This is a genomic window from Acinetobacter sp. YH01020, assembly GCF_013420275.1.
Lineage (GTDB): Bacteria > Pseudomonadota > Gammaproteobacteria > Pseudomonadales > Moraxellaceae > Acinetobacter > Acinetobacter amyesii.
The window spans coordinates 1-16,888 of record NZ_VOYN01000014.1 but is presented as its reverse complement, the minus strand read 5'-3'; the positions used below and the strand labels follow the sequence as shown (position 1 = coordinate 16,888).

Here is a 16,888-nt window from a genome sequence, read left to right as displayed (position 1 = left end):
TTGATTTTTATAAAAATATTGAAAAATCAAAATTTTACACAATTTCTCTAAAATTTAAATAATAAAAAACCCAGTTGAAAGACTGGGTTCTTGTTGCTAAAGATGCAATAGTGAGACTTAGCTCAATTGTGCTTCATCTTCTTCCAGATCATCATCTTCATAGATATAAGCCATACAACCCCAGCCATCATATTCGCCCGAATGTTGTTCCGCAATTTTAATAAACCACTGCTCTAAATCAACGATATCTTCATAATCAGGTTCCATATAGACATAGACCGTGATAATCCATTCCACGCGATCTGATTCTTCATCTTGGAACAACGAAATTTTTTGCTCTTCTTTCAATAAATACAATGCACACTGTTCAGCCTGCGCTTCGTTCGAAAAGGCAATTGAATATTCGATTTCGTGCGGCACAGATAAATCATCACCATCTTGCTGCATCTGCCACAGCACATTGCCATTATCATCATCTGGAAATTGTTTAAAATCACGAGTCATTGTACTTTCCCTTATCGTTTATGAATTTTATTCTGTTGACTTAGATTAACGGATAATTGTTGCAATTTGCATTAGCGAAATCTCTTTAATCAGAAATAGACCGCCGAAGTGATCTTTCTGATAACAATTCAAATTAAACCACAACATCCATGTGGGCCTGAGTTTCTTTGAGATGTAAAACCAAAGCTGCCATTTTCAATTCTTCTAAGCGTAATTGTAGATAACTGTCGAGTACCCGTGCCTGACTAAAATGTACACCATGCGCATTGAGCAAGGTGAAATCATCCGCCAAAGCCTGCAATAGCTCACCTAAGTTTTTGGTATTTAATTGGGCTAAATACAAATCAGCACGACTATTAAACACCAATGTAAATAATTGCATCGCAGCCAAACGACGTTCTTCATCAACATAATTACAGTTTGCAGTCGATTGCTGCTCCATTGCATCAATCATTTTGCAACGTACCGCAGTCAAATTTTGCTTTGCCGCAGATTCATTCATACCATCCATCAGCTGATCTAAAATACTCTGTAAAGGCAAAAAGAACGCTGACTGATAGCCCCGTATTTTGTTGTCCAAAGCACGGTTGATGTTTTCCAAATGCTGCTGATCCAGCGCTTGGCTATATAAACCTTTTAACTCGGCACGGGCTTGTTCCTGCGTTTGTAATTTGGCTTTTTCTTGATATTTGCTCAAATACTGACGCACTTGTTCGATCTGTGCGCGAATATCATTCAACATGATATCGGCATTGGCTTTGGTGACTTCCACCAAACCATCAGCCTGTAAAGTTCGATACTCAACATATTGTTCAATCTCTACAATATGTTGATATTTTGCTACTTTATCGACTTGGATTTTGAGCCCACAGTTTTGAATACGTAATTGACTGATTGCATAATTCAATTCATCTTGCTGAGACTCTGTTTCAGCCAGTTTTAACCGCGCACGATCGAAGTTTTCCTGCAGTGAACGTAGGGTTTTATCATTTTTCAATTTGCGGTTATATACAAAAAGGAGAGCCACAATTAATAGGATGATAAGGACGATTAAAGCAATATTGATCATTTGCTAATCCTCAAAATAAGCTTCAATAATTTAAGTTTATTCCCAAAACAAACCTAAGTTACAAAAGTTAAAATCTATAATTCATTTCATATTAGCAGAACAAATGCAAAAAACCGTATTTATCTGACCAAATACACACTCACATACAATTTAACTAAAATACTGTTTTAAATCAATTTAATAAAATATTTTTCATATTAAAAAGTAATCATTCAATATTCATTACAAAATATAATAAAAATTTGAAAATGGCGTTTATTTACTAAAAGCTACAAAGAAATTTAATATCAATCTTTCTAAATTTTTCACATACTTTATAGAGATATTTAAATTATTTATATATCCCCAGAATTGGGGATATAGTGCATGTGGTGATTCATTTTTAAGCAGAAAAACCTATTTAAAGCTGTAATTATTCTTAGCTTGCTAAGCTGCATAAAGATTTCAATTCAACACGGCTTTGTTGCACAAAGATTTCATAACTATATGATTTTAAAGGTTTTGATTATTTTTTGATCCAAAATTAAATTTATTTAAATCAGATGCTTACATATTTATGCAACAAAGCCATTCAACACAGCAGATTTTATGAACAATGAGTATTCACATGAATATGCTTTAAAATTCTGCCGCACAATGAATATGAACAGCTTGTTGGGTTAAGGGCTGGGTAAATGCCAGATCGCAAGCATGTAACGCCATCCGTCCGAGTGAGCTCTGTTTTGCATTCGGATGATACAGTTGATCTCCTGTAATGGGGTGCCCAATATGCATCATGTGTACACGTAGCTGATGAGAACGCCCTGTCACTGGCGTTAATAATACTCGGCTAATATCCTTGCTTGCGTCATAGCTAATGGCTTGATACAGGGTTTTTGAGGGTTTGCCCAATTCAAAATGCACCATCTGTCGTGGGCGATTTTCCCAGTCCGTAATGAGGGGCACTTCAACACTGCCCTCACCTTCTAGCTTGCCCTGAACCAAAGCTACATATTGCTTTTGAACCGTTCGCGCTTGGAACATTTTACTCACCGCCACTTCTGCATCGCGGTGTTTCGCAAACATCAAAATGCCTGATGTTGCCATGTCTAAACGATGGGTAATTTTTGCAGCAGGATACTGCTCCAAAACACGAAGATAGGCACTGTCATGATGCTCAGGCAAACGTCCCGGAACCGACAACAATTCCGCTGGTTTTTCGATGACAACCAAGTCTGCATCTTCATACAAAATACGTAGAGGACCTTGAGGCGGCGCATAGACAAAGTTGGGATCTAAAGGCATGGACAGACTGTGTACTGGGAGAATGTCGGCAAAATAACAACTGACTAATTCGCTGTCAATCGACTTTGACCGATCAGGTTCTACCCTAACGATTATTGGTCCCCAATTTACCAAAGGCAGGTGCTAATGAATGAGACAAATCATCCTCCAGTAACTGTAAGATGCTTGCACTCGTGGTTAAAGGATACTGATGTAGTGTGATGCGATATTTGCCCTGAAACCACTGCGATAAATGCAAGGCATAGGTTCGTTTAGGCCCAAAACCTAAATGTTGTTTTAAACGATTCTTTATACCTGTCCGTGATGATCCGACATACAAAATGTGATTGGGTTGATTTAACTTGGCACAGGCATGGGTTTTCAATGCCTTAAATGCGGCATAGTCCTGATATGTCTGCTGTATATCGCCACCGACTAGCTCTATCACGTAAATATAAAGTGCATGTTGAGCAAGATCATCAAAACTTGAAAACTCAAATATACATTCCGCTTTAGTCTGCTGTGCCTGCAGACAATCCTGTATCAATTGATTCAGATAACCCATAACAAAATTATTTAAAATTTAGACAGTTAAGCATAACAACTTTGTTGAAAAGGACAATCTGAAGCTTAGATTATGTTTAAGATCTTCTGCGTGATATTTATTACATCAGCAATGATCAAAGTGTGTTGGGAATACATGCGAAGTTTGGAATTTTGAAAAAGATGGAAGGATTTATTATTCGTTTGAATTCTTTAAAATTTTTTAGGGTGTAAGAGAAAACAGTGTTGTTTACTTCAACTATCATCACTTTGTAAGTCATGATCTTATAGCCTATAAACTTCTGGTTTATAGCGTCCTAAGCTGAATCGAGACCTTTTGGGTGAGTACTGTACACGTGTTTTGCACCACTGACAGCATGCTACTCTTTTCAATCTCTGTAACACCCTTGGGATATATAGTAGTGATATCGAAGAGGGATTGTTTCCCTGAAAATTACTGTTTTTGGCTTATTTTAAAAATATTTTTCACATTTAAAGATATATTGAAAATATTTTCTCCTTGTATCATTTTTTAGCATTTTTTCCATCTTATAAATGACTTTTTCCGAGAATTTCCGCCACAACTTAGTACTCAAACAACAATTATTTATGCTGTTCAAAGCAAACTATTACTTCTTTTTACTCATTTCAGACAGCAAATCCAGCTGAATTTCCTGAATCTTGGCAAGACGATCCCATTGATGCATCAACAAATGATCTATCTTTTCATGTAAATGGCGAATTTCTAATTCAGCTTTTAAATTCACCTGATAATCATTCTCCGAACGCATGCGGTCTTTGGCTTCTTGACGGTTCTGGCTCATCATAATAATGGGCACTTGTATGGCAGCGAGGCAAGACAACATCAAATTCAGCAAAATAAAAGGATAAGGATCAGCAGGGTGCTTCACCATCACCACCGTATTGACTAAAATCCACACCGCTAAAAACAATGTAAAACAAATAAGAAATGCCCAGCTACCGCCGAATGTTGCAATTTTATCCGCTAGCCTTTCGCCAAAACTCCACTGCTGATCCAGCTTTTCTTCAACATTTTTGCTAATCAGATCATGCTGCTGCATGCTGTTCAGCACTTCATATTCTAAATTGGAGACTTCGCCTTGTTCGGAGTTCAGAATTGACTGTACATATTGCATACGGTATTTGGTTAAATCAGTTTGGCATATATAGTCCTGAGCACCAGATTCAGGAAAATCCTGAGCAATTTCTTCTGTAATGACTTTACGCACGGTTCCCATTGGAATCATATTTTTCAGTGGGAAACTTTTTTTGCACACCAAACAAGTACGGCATTCTACTTTCCCGTTCATTCTTGCCTTGCCCAATTGAATTTTATGTTCTTTTGAGCATACTGTTTTGCCTAAATTTAATGCAAGCAGCTTGTGCTTTTACACCCAATATTTTTTATGATTTAAGCTTATTTTAGATAGTGCAATGCAATGTAGGGGGTTAAATTCAAAAGTAAAATACCAATTTTATAGACAGCCATTCCACCATAATGAATAGCGTCAAACTGCTGATCGCTCAACTTAAACCACTGCCCATGCAGGCGTTTCATCCAATCTTTAGCAAAGACAAATACCACAAACCAAATGATTAAAATCAGATAGTTAATCACTAAGCTATACAGCAAGAAATCGCTTAAATGACTCAAGTTCATGGCAAATCTCCTAAGCGTATTTTTATCCTTAGTTTATGCCCTTTTCGAGCAATTGAATATTGCTTTTAAATTTCCGCTTAGATTTGGACTATTTTTAAGAGAGATGCCTGACGATCTTTGAGCTTGTGCTGATTTCACTGGTGTGGTTTGTTTTGTGCGGATTAAAGGAGTAATTATTGTTTTTTATTTTGGCTTAAATTTTTGGGGTGGTATAAGAGAAAACAATGTTGTTTACTTCAACTATCATCACTTTGTAAGTCATGATCTTATAGCCTATAAACTTCTGGTTTATAGCGTCCTAAGCTGAATCGAGACCTTTTGGGTGAGTACTGTACGCGTGTTTTGCACCACTGACAGCATGCTACTCTTTTCAATCTCTATCACACCCTTGAGATATACTTTAACCAAAGAGGATCGGGATTAATTTCCTAAGTTTTTCTAATTTTCTACAAATTCAGCAAATTTTTTCAGCCATTTTAGGTTTAGCAGGATATTTTATCTTTTCAGCTCATTTCAGCGTTTTTTATCTGCAGATTTACCCAATTATAAGAAAATTTTCTTTTACAACAGACAAAACGTCCAAACACAGCATCAAATTTAAAAATATATCGACGCTGAACATTCATCCCTTAACTTCATACAAAACTCCGCCCTTTGAGTAGAGATCTAAGCCTATCCATGTTCTGCAGATATTAGGGTTGATCTTTTCAACGTGGTGTTGGTCAATGAGCTAAATAGCTTTGTACCCACTGTGCGCTAAACCACCAACCACTATATGCCGCCATACCACAAAGTAAATTGGCCAAAATTTTATTCATTCGACTGAGGTCTGATGCATATATTTTGAGATTGATCAGATAAGCAATCACAGCATATACCAGTCCAATCGCACCACCAAGGATGATCAGGATCAAAGGCCATGCTGCATAGGCATGTGCCTGTGCTGGATATTTTGTAGAACGGATGGTTTCTGTGGTCATGCTGCATATCCTATAAATAACGCGATTACCTGTTTTAGTTAGCAATTTCTGCGCCATTTTTCTTGGATATACAGCGTTATTTCAAAGTTAATGCATGTTGAATTTCTAGCTTTGACTACAGCATTTATCGCAACCAACAACTTTTTCTGTTGGCCAGCTCATTCGTGCACGCTTATAAGCGAGTTCGAAATTGGCAAAATAACCAATCAATATTTGCTGCTCAAACTGCGGCATGTCTACACATCCTTGCGTACCATTGTGAATTAAATGCGAGCCATTCGTTAAGGCATTTTCATCGACTATAAATTTAATCATCTACCATTCCCCTCATTATTTTTTATAAAATTCAAAGATTAATAAATCCATATAAAAATTATGTGATTTATAATCACATACTAAAATTATGCCCTTATTGTTCAAAAATCAATCGGTATTTAAAGATTTTTTTAGCAGTCTCGTGGATAACTTAAACGCAGAATGATGTGCTCTTTTAGGACAGATAGTGAAATTGCTCGATAGTATTTTTTTCGCTTAAGCCGAGTGCTTTGAATGTTGAGTAAAGGTATTTTTCACTCGAACTAACATCAACAAATACGGCGTCCAAATCAGACAAACCATAGTACTCGTCGCTAACTGCATGATGGTCTCTGTATCAAATGCATTTTTATCAGTGAATAGCACACTCAAAATGGCACTATCACATAACTGTACCAATAAAAAACTTGCCATAAACGCAATATAGAATGTTGGAAAGTAAAGATGCTTACTAAAAAATAAGTAGACAGCACAAACTGAAAGTAAGAAAAATACAATATTTAAGATGCTTTCTATATAGAGTAAATACATCAGAGTTGGATAATAAAGTTCCGATTTTTGATCACTTATTTGACTTAACGCCTCATTTTGAAAAAGTTGATATAGGCTATAAATATCAAATGAAAGCAATAGTAGTGATAGGACAATTTTTATCCCCAACACAATAAGCCACCCGCCCAAACCTTTTAAATTCCTCTGATTGTTCATTTTTTTGTATCACTTCTTATAATTTTTATAATCTTTATCAAACTTTGCTAATACTCAGTTTCTGATTTTTAATTTTATATTTATTAAACAAAACGCAGATCACTCACTCTAAAAGATGGATTCATTTTAGAGTGGAATATTGAGTGGTTTATAAAGGGGTATCGACCTGTACAGTTCGTTTTTGGCGAATGCGGCGAACTAACCAGATCACGATTGCAATCACTAAGATCACCACGAAAAATGGGACTAAAAAGGCCAATACTGACAAGACCGCAGCACCAATCCATTCCCCTGTAGATAAGATGGGGTTTGCAACGCCACCTGTGGTTGCGGTAGATACGCCACGCGCAGCGACGGTACTCATTTGGACTGCTGTTGCTGTACCACCACCGACGATAATTGCTGCCGCCCAACTGGCAAACTGTGACATTTCACCTGAACTTACTGCCATTGTGGCAATCGTCCCTGCAATCATGGCTGCAGGTGTTGAAATGGTGTCGAGGGCATTGTCTACCCAAGGGATATAATACGCGGCGATTTCACAAACCGTCGCAATTGCTAAGCCGATACATACTGCAGGCATAGACAACCATTCGAATCCTTTCATTGGTTCGAATAGTCCTAAAATGGAAGCAACACTCATCACCAATAAAGGTACAAAGACACGGAAGCCACAGGCAGCACTTAAGCCAATACCGATACACAGTCCTAATATTGTTTCCATGGGCTTCTCCGAACGGTTAAACGTACAATTTGTTTTTATATATGCTGTGTTATACGTTAGCAAAAAGCCCTATCGAGTGATAGGGCTTTTCTTTCTAAACAGCGGATAACTGTTAGTGTTTTGCAGCTTAGGCATTCTTATTGTTAAATTGATTGCCTTGGCATTTGGTACACGGTGGTAAACGATCAGTACCAATTTCTAAGTAGACGCGGTGTCCGCATTGAACACAAAAATAGAAGCCTGTTCCGGGTTTTTGACCAGCAGTAACCATTTTTGTTCTCCATGTGTTTTTAGAAATGGTAGATTCAGTATAACCCTCTTGTGATGAATGTCTATTGGTCATTTCGACAATTGATAGTGGCATTTAGGCAAAGCATAATTTCGCTTGGAAATTTTGGTGGGTTTACAGAGATTTGCTGAGCCAGTTCTCTACTTGCAGTTCGTCTACACGCAGAAATTCTTTTTCATTGTTTGTGACCATGACCCAATTATTTGATCGTGCATGCGCAGCTAGCCATAAATCGTTATTGCCAATCATTTGCCCCTGAAGCGCTAACTGTTTTCGAATTTGAGCATAGTGTACGGCGGTGTGTTCATCTAACTCTATAACAGGAATGATTGAAATTAATTCATCAATCACTTTGAAAGCTTTGTCTTTCCATTGGCTTTTTTCCGCACCAAAGCGAAGTTCACCCAAAGTAATCACTGAAATAAAAATATTGCCGTCAGGTAAATGTTTTTCAAAATGCTGACGGACAATTTCGGGTTGATGCTTGGTGATATAAATACAAATATTGGTATCTAATAAATATTGTGTTGGCATTAGAACTCTTCTCGTTCTTGCGGTGGTTCATCCACTCTTGTTTCTGCATAAAAGTCGTCTGGCATTTGCGCCAAAACTTTAAATAGTTGATCTGCTGTGACTGGTTTTTCTCGCAATATGACTTCGTCACCTCGACGGAAGATTTCTACTTCTTTGCCTTCAAAACGAAATTCTTTGGGTAAACGAATAGCTTGACTACGACCTGTCATAAAAACTTTTGCTGTAGTCATGAAGCGACTCCATAAGTTTTGATATATATCTTATGATAGGTATTTTTTGAGTGTTTTTCAATCAAATCATTATCCGTATTTAATACTTATTTTTAGAAATAAAATCTATAAGAAGAAGAAAAAAGTAACTGATCTAATATAGAATCAGCTGGACTATTTTCGATCTAACTTATTAAAAAGAGAAAGCTTTTGCTATGACTTTATGACAGTTGGGCCAAAAATTAAGCTTAACTTTCAGTATTTTCACACTCAATAATTTCTTCCAAATTAAAAATTTTTTGAATTCCATCATTATCAGATTCAAAAAAAGCTATATTGACTCCTCCTGAATGTTTGACACTTGGATACATAATTCCTTGTAATTTTGGTTCAAATACATATCTAAAATATTCTGAAACGACCTGTGTAGGCACATAGTCAATATGCTCTTTTCCATCTTTAGCAACCGGTTTCAATAAATCCTCAACAAACTCATAGAGAAATAAAATTTCCTCTCTAACACTATGCTGTGGTATATCAAAAATACTAGGAACTGGGGGTAACCCTGTTAAATCTAGAACTTGAATATTATTTAATAATTTTAATTTAGCCAATGACCAATATTTCTGATCATCAATCACTTCAAGTTTTGCTGTCTCTGACATAAATGCGATATAAAAATAAGGAATACCTGCTGGATTCATACGCCCAGCACCAGCCAATCTTTTTGGTGCAACTCCTATTTCTTCAAACTCAGTAAATTCTTGACCTTTCTTATGCGCCCTAACTCTATAAAAATTTGAATATTTTGGAATTTCTCTAATCAAGCCCAATCTATTAGATAAATCCCCCAATCGATCTAACATAGAAGTTAAAGGAACCGAATAAAAATCATCATATCCTGAAGATTTCTGAGTTAAAAATAGATAGCGTGTTTTATATAAAATTTGTTCTTTAAAACCTTGCCACCCATAACTCAAAACAGCACTCTCAGGAACTCCAACCCAATCATTTTGGACATGTTGAACTAAATATAAATTGGGATCGGCAGATTCACATAAGTCTTCTATAAACTGATCATTCCATCCAGGATCAAAGTCATTAATTACATCTTGTATAAAAACTTGTTCTATTAACCATTCACCTTCAACATAAGGCATCCCCGTATCTTGCGCATCTTTATAAGAGAGAAATATTCGATCATATATTTTTTGAGCTACAAGTTTGTATTCACATGCAATATTCTTATTTCCAATACTCAAGCAATATGAGCATTTTTTTTGAGTCGCATTTGATTTAATTATTTCAGCCAAATAATCATCAGCTATACAATTGAAACATATGCTTTTCTCAATAAAACTTAATGAATATGCAGTGATCTCATCCATACGATCATTAAACCCCATCATCCCCTCCAATATAAAAAAAGAGCCCACACAATATGGGCTCTTTGATATAGAAATCAATTAATTATCAGTTCAAGCTACCTTCCAAGAAATCCTGTGCAAAGCGCTGCAATACACCACCAGCCTCATACACATGTACTTCTTCTTCAGTATCCAAACGGCACGTCACAGGCACTTTAATGATTTCATTTTTGCCGTCTGCTGTTGAACGCTCAACCACCAAAGTCAGGTCAGAACGCGGTGCAATATTACCAATCACGCTATAAAGCTCAGTACCATCCAGCTTCAAAGTTTTACGGTCAGTCCCTGCTTTAAACTCAAGCGGTAACACCCCCATACCCACCAAGTTAGTACGGTGAATACGCTCAAAACCTTCTGCCACGATCACTTCTACACCTGCAAGGCGCACACCTTTGGCAGCCCAGTCTCGGCTCGAACCTTGACCGTAGTCTTTACCTGCAATGATGATGAGCGGCTGCTTACGATTCATATAAGTTTCAATCGCTTCCCACATACGCATCACTTCGCCTTCAGGCTCTACACGCGCTTTTGAACCCTGCTTGATGGTGCCGTCAGAACGCACCACCATTTCATTGAACAGTTTAGGATTCGCTAAAGTCGCACGCTGTGCAGTCAAGTGGTCGCCACGGTGCGTTGCATAGGAGTTAAAGTCTTCCTCAGGCACGCCCATTTTGTGCAGGTATTCACCCGCAGCAGAATCCATGATAATCGCATTCGATGGCGATAAATGGTCGGTGGTGATGTTATCCGGCAAGATCGCCAAGGGACGCATGTTAGTCAAGGTACGCGGTGCAGCCAAAGCTCCTTCCCAATACGGCGGACGGCGGATATAGGTACTTTGCGGACGCCAGTCATAAAGTGGACTTGCCGCTTTTTCACGCTCACCCAGATCAAACATTGGGATATACACTTTCTTAAACTGTTCAGGTTTAACCGCTTCTTTCACCAATGCATCAATTTCAGCATCAGACGGCCAAATGTCTTTCAGGTAAATTGGATTACCGTCTTTGTCATTACCCAGTGAATCGGTTTCGATATCAAAACGAATCGTCCCTGCAATGGCATACGCCACAACGAGTGGAGGCGAAGCCAAGAACGCTTGTTTTGCATAAGGATGGATACGACCATCGAAGTTACGGTTACCTGAAAGTACCGCAGTTGCGTACAAATCACGATCAATAATTTCTTGTTGGATTTTTGGATCTAAAGCACCTGACATACCATTACACGTGGTACATGCATAGGCTACGATACCAAAGCCCAGTTTTTCTAAATCACCGAGTACACCTGCTTCTTCTAGGTATAAAGCGGCTGCTTTAGAACCCGGTGCAAATGATGATTTCACCCAAGGTTTACGCACTAAACCCAATTCATTTGCTTTACGTGCCAACAAACCTGCTGCAACGGTATTACGTGGGTTAGAGGTATTGGTACAAGAGGTAATGGCAGCAATAATCACCGCGCCATCTGGCATTAAACCTTCTGCTTCTTGCGCACGTGCTGCTTCTAAGTTTCCTGCAATGCCTTTCGCTTTTAAGTCAGCCGTCGATACACGCGCATGCGGGTTCGATGGACCTGCAATATTACGAGTGACTTGTGATAAATCAAAACGTAGTACACGCGGGTATTCTGCCCCTGTCATATCCGACGCCCAAAGACCAATTTCTTTGGCATAGGTTTCAACCAATTTCACTTGATCCGCTTCACGGCCTGTCAATGTCAGGTAATCAATGGTGTTTTGGTCGATGTAGAACATCGCAGCCGTTGCGCCATATTCAGGGGTCATGTTCGAAATCGTTGCACGGTCACCTACAGACATGCTGTCTGCACCTTCACCGAAGAACTCTAAATAAGCACCAACCACACGTTCTTTACGCAAGAATTCTGTAAGCGCTAACACGATATCAGTTGCGGTGATGCCTGCTTTACGCTGACCGACAAGCTCTACACCAATGATGTCTGGCAGACGCATCCAAGATGCTCTGCCAAGCATCACATTTTCAGCTTCGAGTCCTCCGACACCAACAGAAATTACACCCAATGCATCAGTATGCGGCGTATGTGAGTCTGTACCCACGCAAGTATCAGGGAAAGCTAAAGCATCACGGTTTTGAATTACTGGAGACATTTTCTCCAAGTTGATTTGATGCATGATACCGTTGCCCGCAGGGATCACATCGACATTTTCAAAGGCTGTTTTGGTCCATTCAATGAAGTGGAAACGGTCTTCATTACGGCGGTCTTCAATCGCACGGTTTTTCTCAAAAGCGTCTGGGTCAAAACCGCCAAACTCTACAGCTAGAGAATGGTCAACAATCAACTGTGTTGGAACAACAGGATTAACTTTTGACGGGTCGCCACCTTGATCTGCAATCGCATCACGCAAGCCTGCAAGGTCAACCAATGCGGTTTGACCGAGGATGTCATGGCACACCACACGTGCAGGGTACCAAGGGAAATCGTGGTCTTGTTTGCGGTTAATCAGCTCTTTTAAAGATTGTTCTAAGATTGCAGGGTCGCATTTACGAACCAACTGCTCTGCAAGGACTTTAGATGTATATGGGAGTTTTGCGTATGCGCCTGGCTGAATATCTTCTACGGCTTGGCGTACATCGAAGTATTCTAGCTGGGTGCCTTGCAGCGGTTTACGGTAGTTGTTGTTCATAGCGTTCCTGCCCTCGGTCTTTCATTTTTTTGCGTTGTCTTTTTCATAGACAATTCATCTTTGTTCGATAGGCATACTACACTGCCGAAAACCCATTTCCCAAATCTCATATATTTCATAGGGTTAAATATAAAAACAGGGGTTTTTGAAATATTTAGTTACACTAACTTTGGAATATTGGCTCTAAATATGATTTTTTTTGAAAAATAGCTGCAAATCCGCCTCATTCTTTAGTCTAAGGAAAATTGCACTGCATAATATTTAATCTAAATATCAACCAAATTGATTAAAAATCAGTCTTATCAATTTTAGTATTTAATAATCAAGGCATTAAATTATTTTATTAGCTCATTGCGCCTCAAAGTCATAATGTGAATCAAAACACGGTTTTATTATTTATTTTATCTTAATTCTCAATTTATCCCTATTTGCAGGGATAGCGTCGAATCACCCCACTCTCAGATAATAAAAGCACGACATACAAGCAAAGTAATTCACTGTATTCGCCAAAATAATCACAATATTTACAAAACCTTAGCTAAATAAATCTGCGATTACTGTTCTACCGTCATTATGCTTTGGGGGAAAGATCATGACAAAATTTAAAACCATCATTGGGGCTGGCTGCCTCTTAAGCTGTCTCAGCTTCATTGCCTGTGGCGACAACGACCAATCGACAACAGATTCGACGATTCAAGAAGAGGAAGTAGACTCACCGACTGTCATCTCGAATCCACCACGTTTGAAAGCCAATGCACAAGGTGAGCATGAACTGCTGATTGCCTATAAACGCCAAGCCTTATACGACCCTGAAACGGGTGAAAATGACCTATTACAGGTCAGAGGCTATCTGACTAAACCTGAACTCTGGAACTCGAAAAATAGCGATGGCAGTGTTTCGGATGTGTTGGTTGGCCCACAAATTCGTGCGAAACAAGGTGACAATTTAAAAATTCATCTGGTCAATCACCTCCCTGTTGAATCGACGGAGACCTGTCCAAGTCCAGTGACCAATATTAACCAAGGGAACTGTTTTAACACCACAAATTTACATACACATGGTCTTTGGGTTAGCCCGCAAGGAAATAGTGACAACGTATTTTTGAGCTTAAAACCTCAGCAAGATTTTCATTACGAATTTAAGATCGAACCGAATCATCCTGCGGGAACATTTTGGTATCACTCTCATGTGCATGGTTCAACCGCGATTCAGGTCTCAAGCGGCATGGCTGGCCCTTTGATTATTGAGGGAGAGCGAAAACCCGTCATTCGACAGGGGCAAATTCAGCAGACTGGAGATTTGGACATCTTATGGAAAAATCAAAAAACCCAGCAGTATGACCATGAAAAAATCATGCTGTTCCAGCAGATTCAATACAATGAAGATTGCGACAGCAATTTAAGCCAAGTGAATGGTACACCCTGCATCTATAGCTTAGAAGATTATTCAAAACTCGATATACCCACCTCATGGGCGGATGAAAATCGTTTTACCAGTATCAATGGCAAAATGTTTGGTGAAATTAAGGTGGATCAGAACCAATACCACCGCTGGCGCATGATTCACGGCGGTATCCGTGACACCATTGGTTTGACCATCAAAGAACTACCTGATTCTGCGCTCTTTACCGCAGAGCAAACCCTGAGTGAATGTCAAAAATATCAAAGTAAGTCGATGTCTTCACAGTTTAAAACGCTGAAAACATTACCGTTGTATACCCTTGCACAAGACGGCTTGACCATGGGAAAAATCCAAAAGCAAGGGATTGAAATTTTTCAGCCGGGTTATCGCTTTGATGCCATGCTCTCTTTCCCGACCACCAATAAATACTGTGTATACGATGCCAAGCTCAATCTGGAAGATGAAATTAATGCGCCTGAATCAAGTCCATTACTTCGTCGCGCACCAGAAGAAAAACTCAATACACAGCTCCTCGGTTGGGTCAATGTGCAAGCAACTCAACTACCGCAGCAAACGCCGTTTAACTTCTTAAAAATTCAGGCCACCCAACTAAAACTGGCACCAGAAGTGATTGCACAGCTCGAACAGGGTGATTTATCAGCCTTTATCTCTCATGCGAGTTTAATGACTGCTGAAGTCGATGAAATGCTCAAAACGATGGCGAAGCAAATCACCAACTTTGACATTCTGTTCAATGCAGATGGCAGCTTTAAATTTGGTATTCGTCATGCCGAAGAAGGTACCTTGATCAGCTTTGGCGATGCCTACCACGATGAAGACCATACCCACCATAGCTATGTCCGCAAGCTTCCAATCGGGCAAACCCAAGAGTGGGAGTTGAGCAGTAATGTTGCAAGTCATCCCTTCCATATTCATGTCAATCCATTCCAAGTCGTGAAAATATTGAATGAAAATGGTGTCGATGTCAGTGCGATCGGCAGCTCAGATAAAGATGGTGCAGGAAATATTGACTCGCAATATCATGGAATGAAAGGCGTTTGGAAAGATACGCTCTTCGTCAAACAGGGCTATAAAATCTTTGTGCGCAGCAAGTACGAAAAATTTGAAGGCGACTTCGTGCTGCACTGCCATATTTTAGACCATGAAGATCAAGGCATGATGGAAACCGTGCGTATTTGTGGCGACCAATATGATTGTAATAGTGAACCGCCTTCGCATCATTCCACTATGGATATGACTGCAAGCGATATGCCTACACACAATCACTAAGACAGATCTCTGCTGTACAAAAGCCCATATCAATATGGGCTTTTTGTTTGCCTAACACTGCGGCTTGCTGCAAAATAACATGATTAATGATATCTAAAATTTATACTGAGGCTGGTCATGACAACGTCTATGGCATTCACATCTTTTTCTCTCAACGGTGTCGATGCACAAAAATTTCTACAAGGGCAAGTGACTTTGCATGTTGAACGCCTTGAAGAAAATGCAACACGTTATACTGCAATCTGCGACCTCAAAGGCCGTATTCATTTTGGTTTATGGCTCACCAAACACAGTGCTGAAAGTTTTTCTATTGTCACTACAGCAGATCAAGCCGAAGAATTTGCCAAACATATTAAAAAATTTGGTGCATTTTCTAAGATGAAACTTGAAGAAACTGGTGCAGTTTTTCCAAGTTTAGTCGGTGATAAAACGACATTTACTTCGGAACCGACGGATGTTGCAGCATGGGAAATTCAAGCGATTCAAGCGGGTCAGGCCTATATTGACCAAGCGATTGAACATGTGTTCCAACCGCAAGAGTTACGTCTACATCAGCGTGAAGGCGTCCACTATGACAAAGGTTGTTATTTGGGTCAGGAAGTGATTGCACGTTTATGGTTTAAAGCCAAACCAAAAGCTTGGTTGCATGCAATTCAAGGCACAGGTACTGCTCCTGCACAAGGCGAACAGCTGAATAAAGGCGTACAAGTCGTCAATAGCGCGGCTGTAGAAAATGGTTATGTAGCTTTAGTTGTGGCACGCCCAGAAGCTTTAGAAGAGTTAGATGTGACAGTTTTAGCCTTGCCTGAAGCATTGAATGGTGATGTGGCGCGTCCTGCTTAAGCATCTTAATTTTTAAATAAGAGCCAAATTACAAAAGCTGTTTGGCTCTTATTCTGATTACTATTTAAAATTACAACAAACTATAAAGATTTATAAAAATGCTCATCCCTTTCCCATTTCGCTTTTTCTTATTGAATTGCCTCATTCTCTTCAGTTGTTTTATATCGCCAAATATTTATGCCGAGATAAATTCAGCGGTATTGGAAGAGCTAAAAAATAGCAATGTGGTCGATCAAACCAACTCGCTTTCCCGCGATAAAATTGCCCAGTTAAAAAAGCAAAACGAGCAGCTTTATCAGCAAAAGCATGTCGACTTGGCTTTGTTGCACAAACCTATCTGTAAAGGCTTTTTCAGCGATATAATTTTCAAATGAAGAAGCCTACACACAAAATCTATCGCACAACCAATTGGCCCGCATATAACCGAGCACTCATGAGTCGC

General features: G+C 39.1%; 18 protein-coding genes. 3 read left to right on the top strand and 15 right to left on the bottom strand.

Features of this window, described 5'->3' with window-relative positions:
* Positions 1-117: 117 nt before the first annotated feature.
* The 15 genes from FTT85_RS07425 to acnD form a co-directional block, all read right to left on the bottom strand.
* Positions 118-504: a ribonuclease E inhibitor RraB gene (locus tag FTT85_RS07425; RefSeq protein WP_168378552.1), complete on the bottom strand. Its 387-nt coding sequence runs from the start codon at positions 502-504 to the stop codon at positions 118-120.
* 133 nt (positions 505-637) lie between these two features.
* Entirely contained in the window at positions 638-1,573 is a 936-nt protein-coding gene (locus FTT85_RS07420) for a hypothetical protein (RefSeq protein ID WP_180183230.1), read from the bottom strand.
* Between the two features lie 618 nt (positions 1,574-2,191).
* Complete coding sequence (locus tag FTT85_RS07415) at positions 2,192-2,857, bottom strand: pseudouridine synthase (RefSeq protein WP_078191125.1); 666 nt, start codon at positions 2,855-2,857, stop codon at positions 2,192-2,194.
* Positions 2,858-2,942: 85 nt separating this feature from the next.
* The gene (locus FTT85_RS07410; RefSeq protein WP_180183229.1) at positions 2,943-3,401 is read right to left on the bottom strand and encodes a GIY-YIG nuclease family protein; all 459 of its coding nucleotides are present in this window, start codon (positions 3,399-3,401) and stop codon (positions 2,943-2,945) included.
* A 607-nt stretch (positions 3,402-4,008) separates the two neighbouring features.
* On the bottom strand, positions 4,009-4,710 hold the full coding sequence (locus FTT85_RS07405) for a DUF1003 domain-containing protein (RefSeq protein ID WP_180183228.1): 702 nt from the start codon (positions 4,708-4,710) through the stop codon (positions 4,009-4,011).
* Between the two features lie 107 nt (positions 4,711-4,817).
* Complete coding sequence (locus tag FTT85_RS07400) at positions 4,818-5,060, bottom strand: DUF6868 family protein (protein WP_078191128.1); 243 nt, start codon at positions 5,058-5,060, stop codon at positions 4,818-4,820.
* 722 nt (positions 5,061-5,782) lie between these two features.
* The gene (locus FTT85_RS07395; RefSeq protein ID WP_180183227.1) at positions 5,783-6,040 is read right to left on the bottom strand and encodes a hypothetical protein; all 258 of its coding nucleotides are present in this window, start codon (positions 6,038-6,040) and stop codon (positions 5,783-5,785) included.
* A gap of 105 nt (positions 6,041-6,145) precedes the next feature.
* On the bottom strand, positions 6,146-6,355 hold the full coding sequence (locus FTT85_RS07390; RefSeq protein ID WP_180021366.1) for a hypothetical protein: 210 nt from the start codon (positions 6,353-6,355) through the stop codon (positions 6,146-6,148).
* A 216-nt stretch (positions 6,356-6,571) separates the two neighbouring features.
* On the bottom strand, positions 6,572-7,063 hold the full coding sequence (locus FTT85_RS07385; protein ID WP_180183226.1) for a DUF2569 domain-containing protein: 492 nt from the start codon (positions 7,061-7,063) through the stop codon (positions 6,572-6,574).
* A gap of 148 nt (positions 7,064-7,211) precedes the next feature.
* Entirely contained in the window at positions 7,212-7,787 is a 576-nt protein-coding gene (locus FTT85_RS07380) for a DUF4126 domain-containing protein (protein WP_111884815.1), read from the bottom strand.
* 127 nt (positions 7,788-7,914) lie between these two features.
* Positions 7,915-8,130 (bottom strand): hypothetical protein, encoded by a 216-nt coding sequence (locus tag FTT85_RS07375; RefSeq protein ID WP_111884814.1) that lies wholly within the window; start codon positions 8,128-8,130, stop codon positions 7,915-7,917.
* Between the two features lie 60 nt (positions 8,131-8,190).
* Positions 8,191-8,610: a type II toxin-antitoxin system VapC family toxin gene (locus FTT85_RS07370; protein WP_180183225.1), complete on the bottom strand. Its 420-nt coding sequence runs from the start codon at positions 8,608-8,610 to the stop codon at positions 8,191-8,193.
* Positions 8,610-8,840 (bottom strand): antitoxin, encoded by a 231-nt coding sequence (locus FTT85_RS07365; protein ID WP_078191134.1) that lies wholly within the window; start codon positions 8,838-8,840, stop codon positions 8,610-8,612. The genes FTT85_RS07370 and FTT85_RS07365 overlap by 1 nt, the downstream gene beginning before the upstream one ends.
* 227 nt (positions 8,841-9,067) lie before the next feature.
* The gene (locus FTT85_RS07360) at positions 9,068-10,225 is read right to left on the bottom strand and encodes an RES domain-containing protein (RefSeq protein ID WP_180183224.1); all 1,158 of its coding nucleotides are present in this window, start codon (positions 10,223-10,225) and stop codon (positions 9,068-9,070) included.
* A gap of 67 nt (positions 10,226-10,292) precedes the next feature.
* A complete protein-coding gene (acnD, locus tag FTT85_RS07355) occupies positions 10,293-12,911 on the bottom strand; it encodes a Fe/S-dependent 2-methylisocitrate dehydratase AcnD (protein WP_180183223.1) in 2,619 nt (872 codons plus the stop codon).
* A 592-nt stretch (positions 12,912-13,503) separates the two neighbouring features.
* Here acnD and FTT85_RS07350 point away from each other — a divergent pair.
* The 3 genes from FTT85_RS07350 (at position 13,504) to FTT85_RS07340 (ending at position 16,820) form a co-directional block, all read left to right on the top strand.
* A complete protein-coding gene (locus FTT85_RS07350) occupies positions 13,504-15,603 on the top strand; it encodes a multicopper oxidase family protein (RefSeq protein WP_180183222.1) in 2,100 nt (699 codons plus the stop codon).
* 117 nt (positions 15,604-15,720) lie between these two features.
* Entirely contained in the window at positions 15,721-16,446 is a 726-nt protein-coding gene (locus FTT85_RS07345; protein WP_257232115.1) for a folate-binding protein YgfZ, read from the top strand.
* Positions 16,447-16,544: 98 nt separating this feature from the next.
* Complete coding sequence (locus FTT85_RS07340; protein WP_180183221.1) at positions 16,545-16,820, top strand: hypothetical protein; 276 nt, start codon at positions 16,545-16,547, stop codon at positions 16,818-16,820.
* Positions 16,821-16,888: the final 68 nt, after the last annotated feature.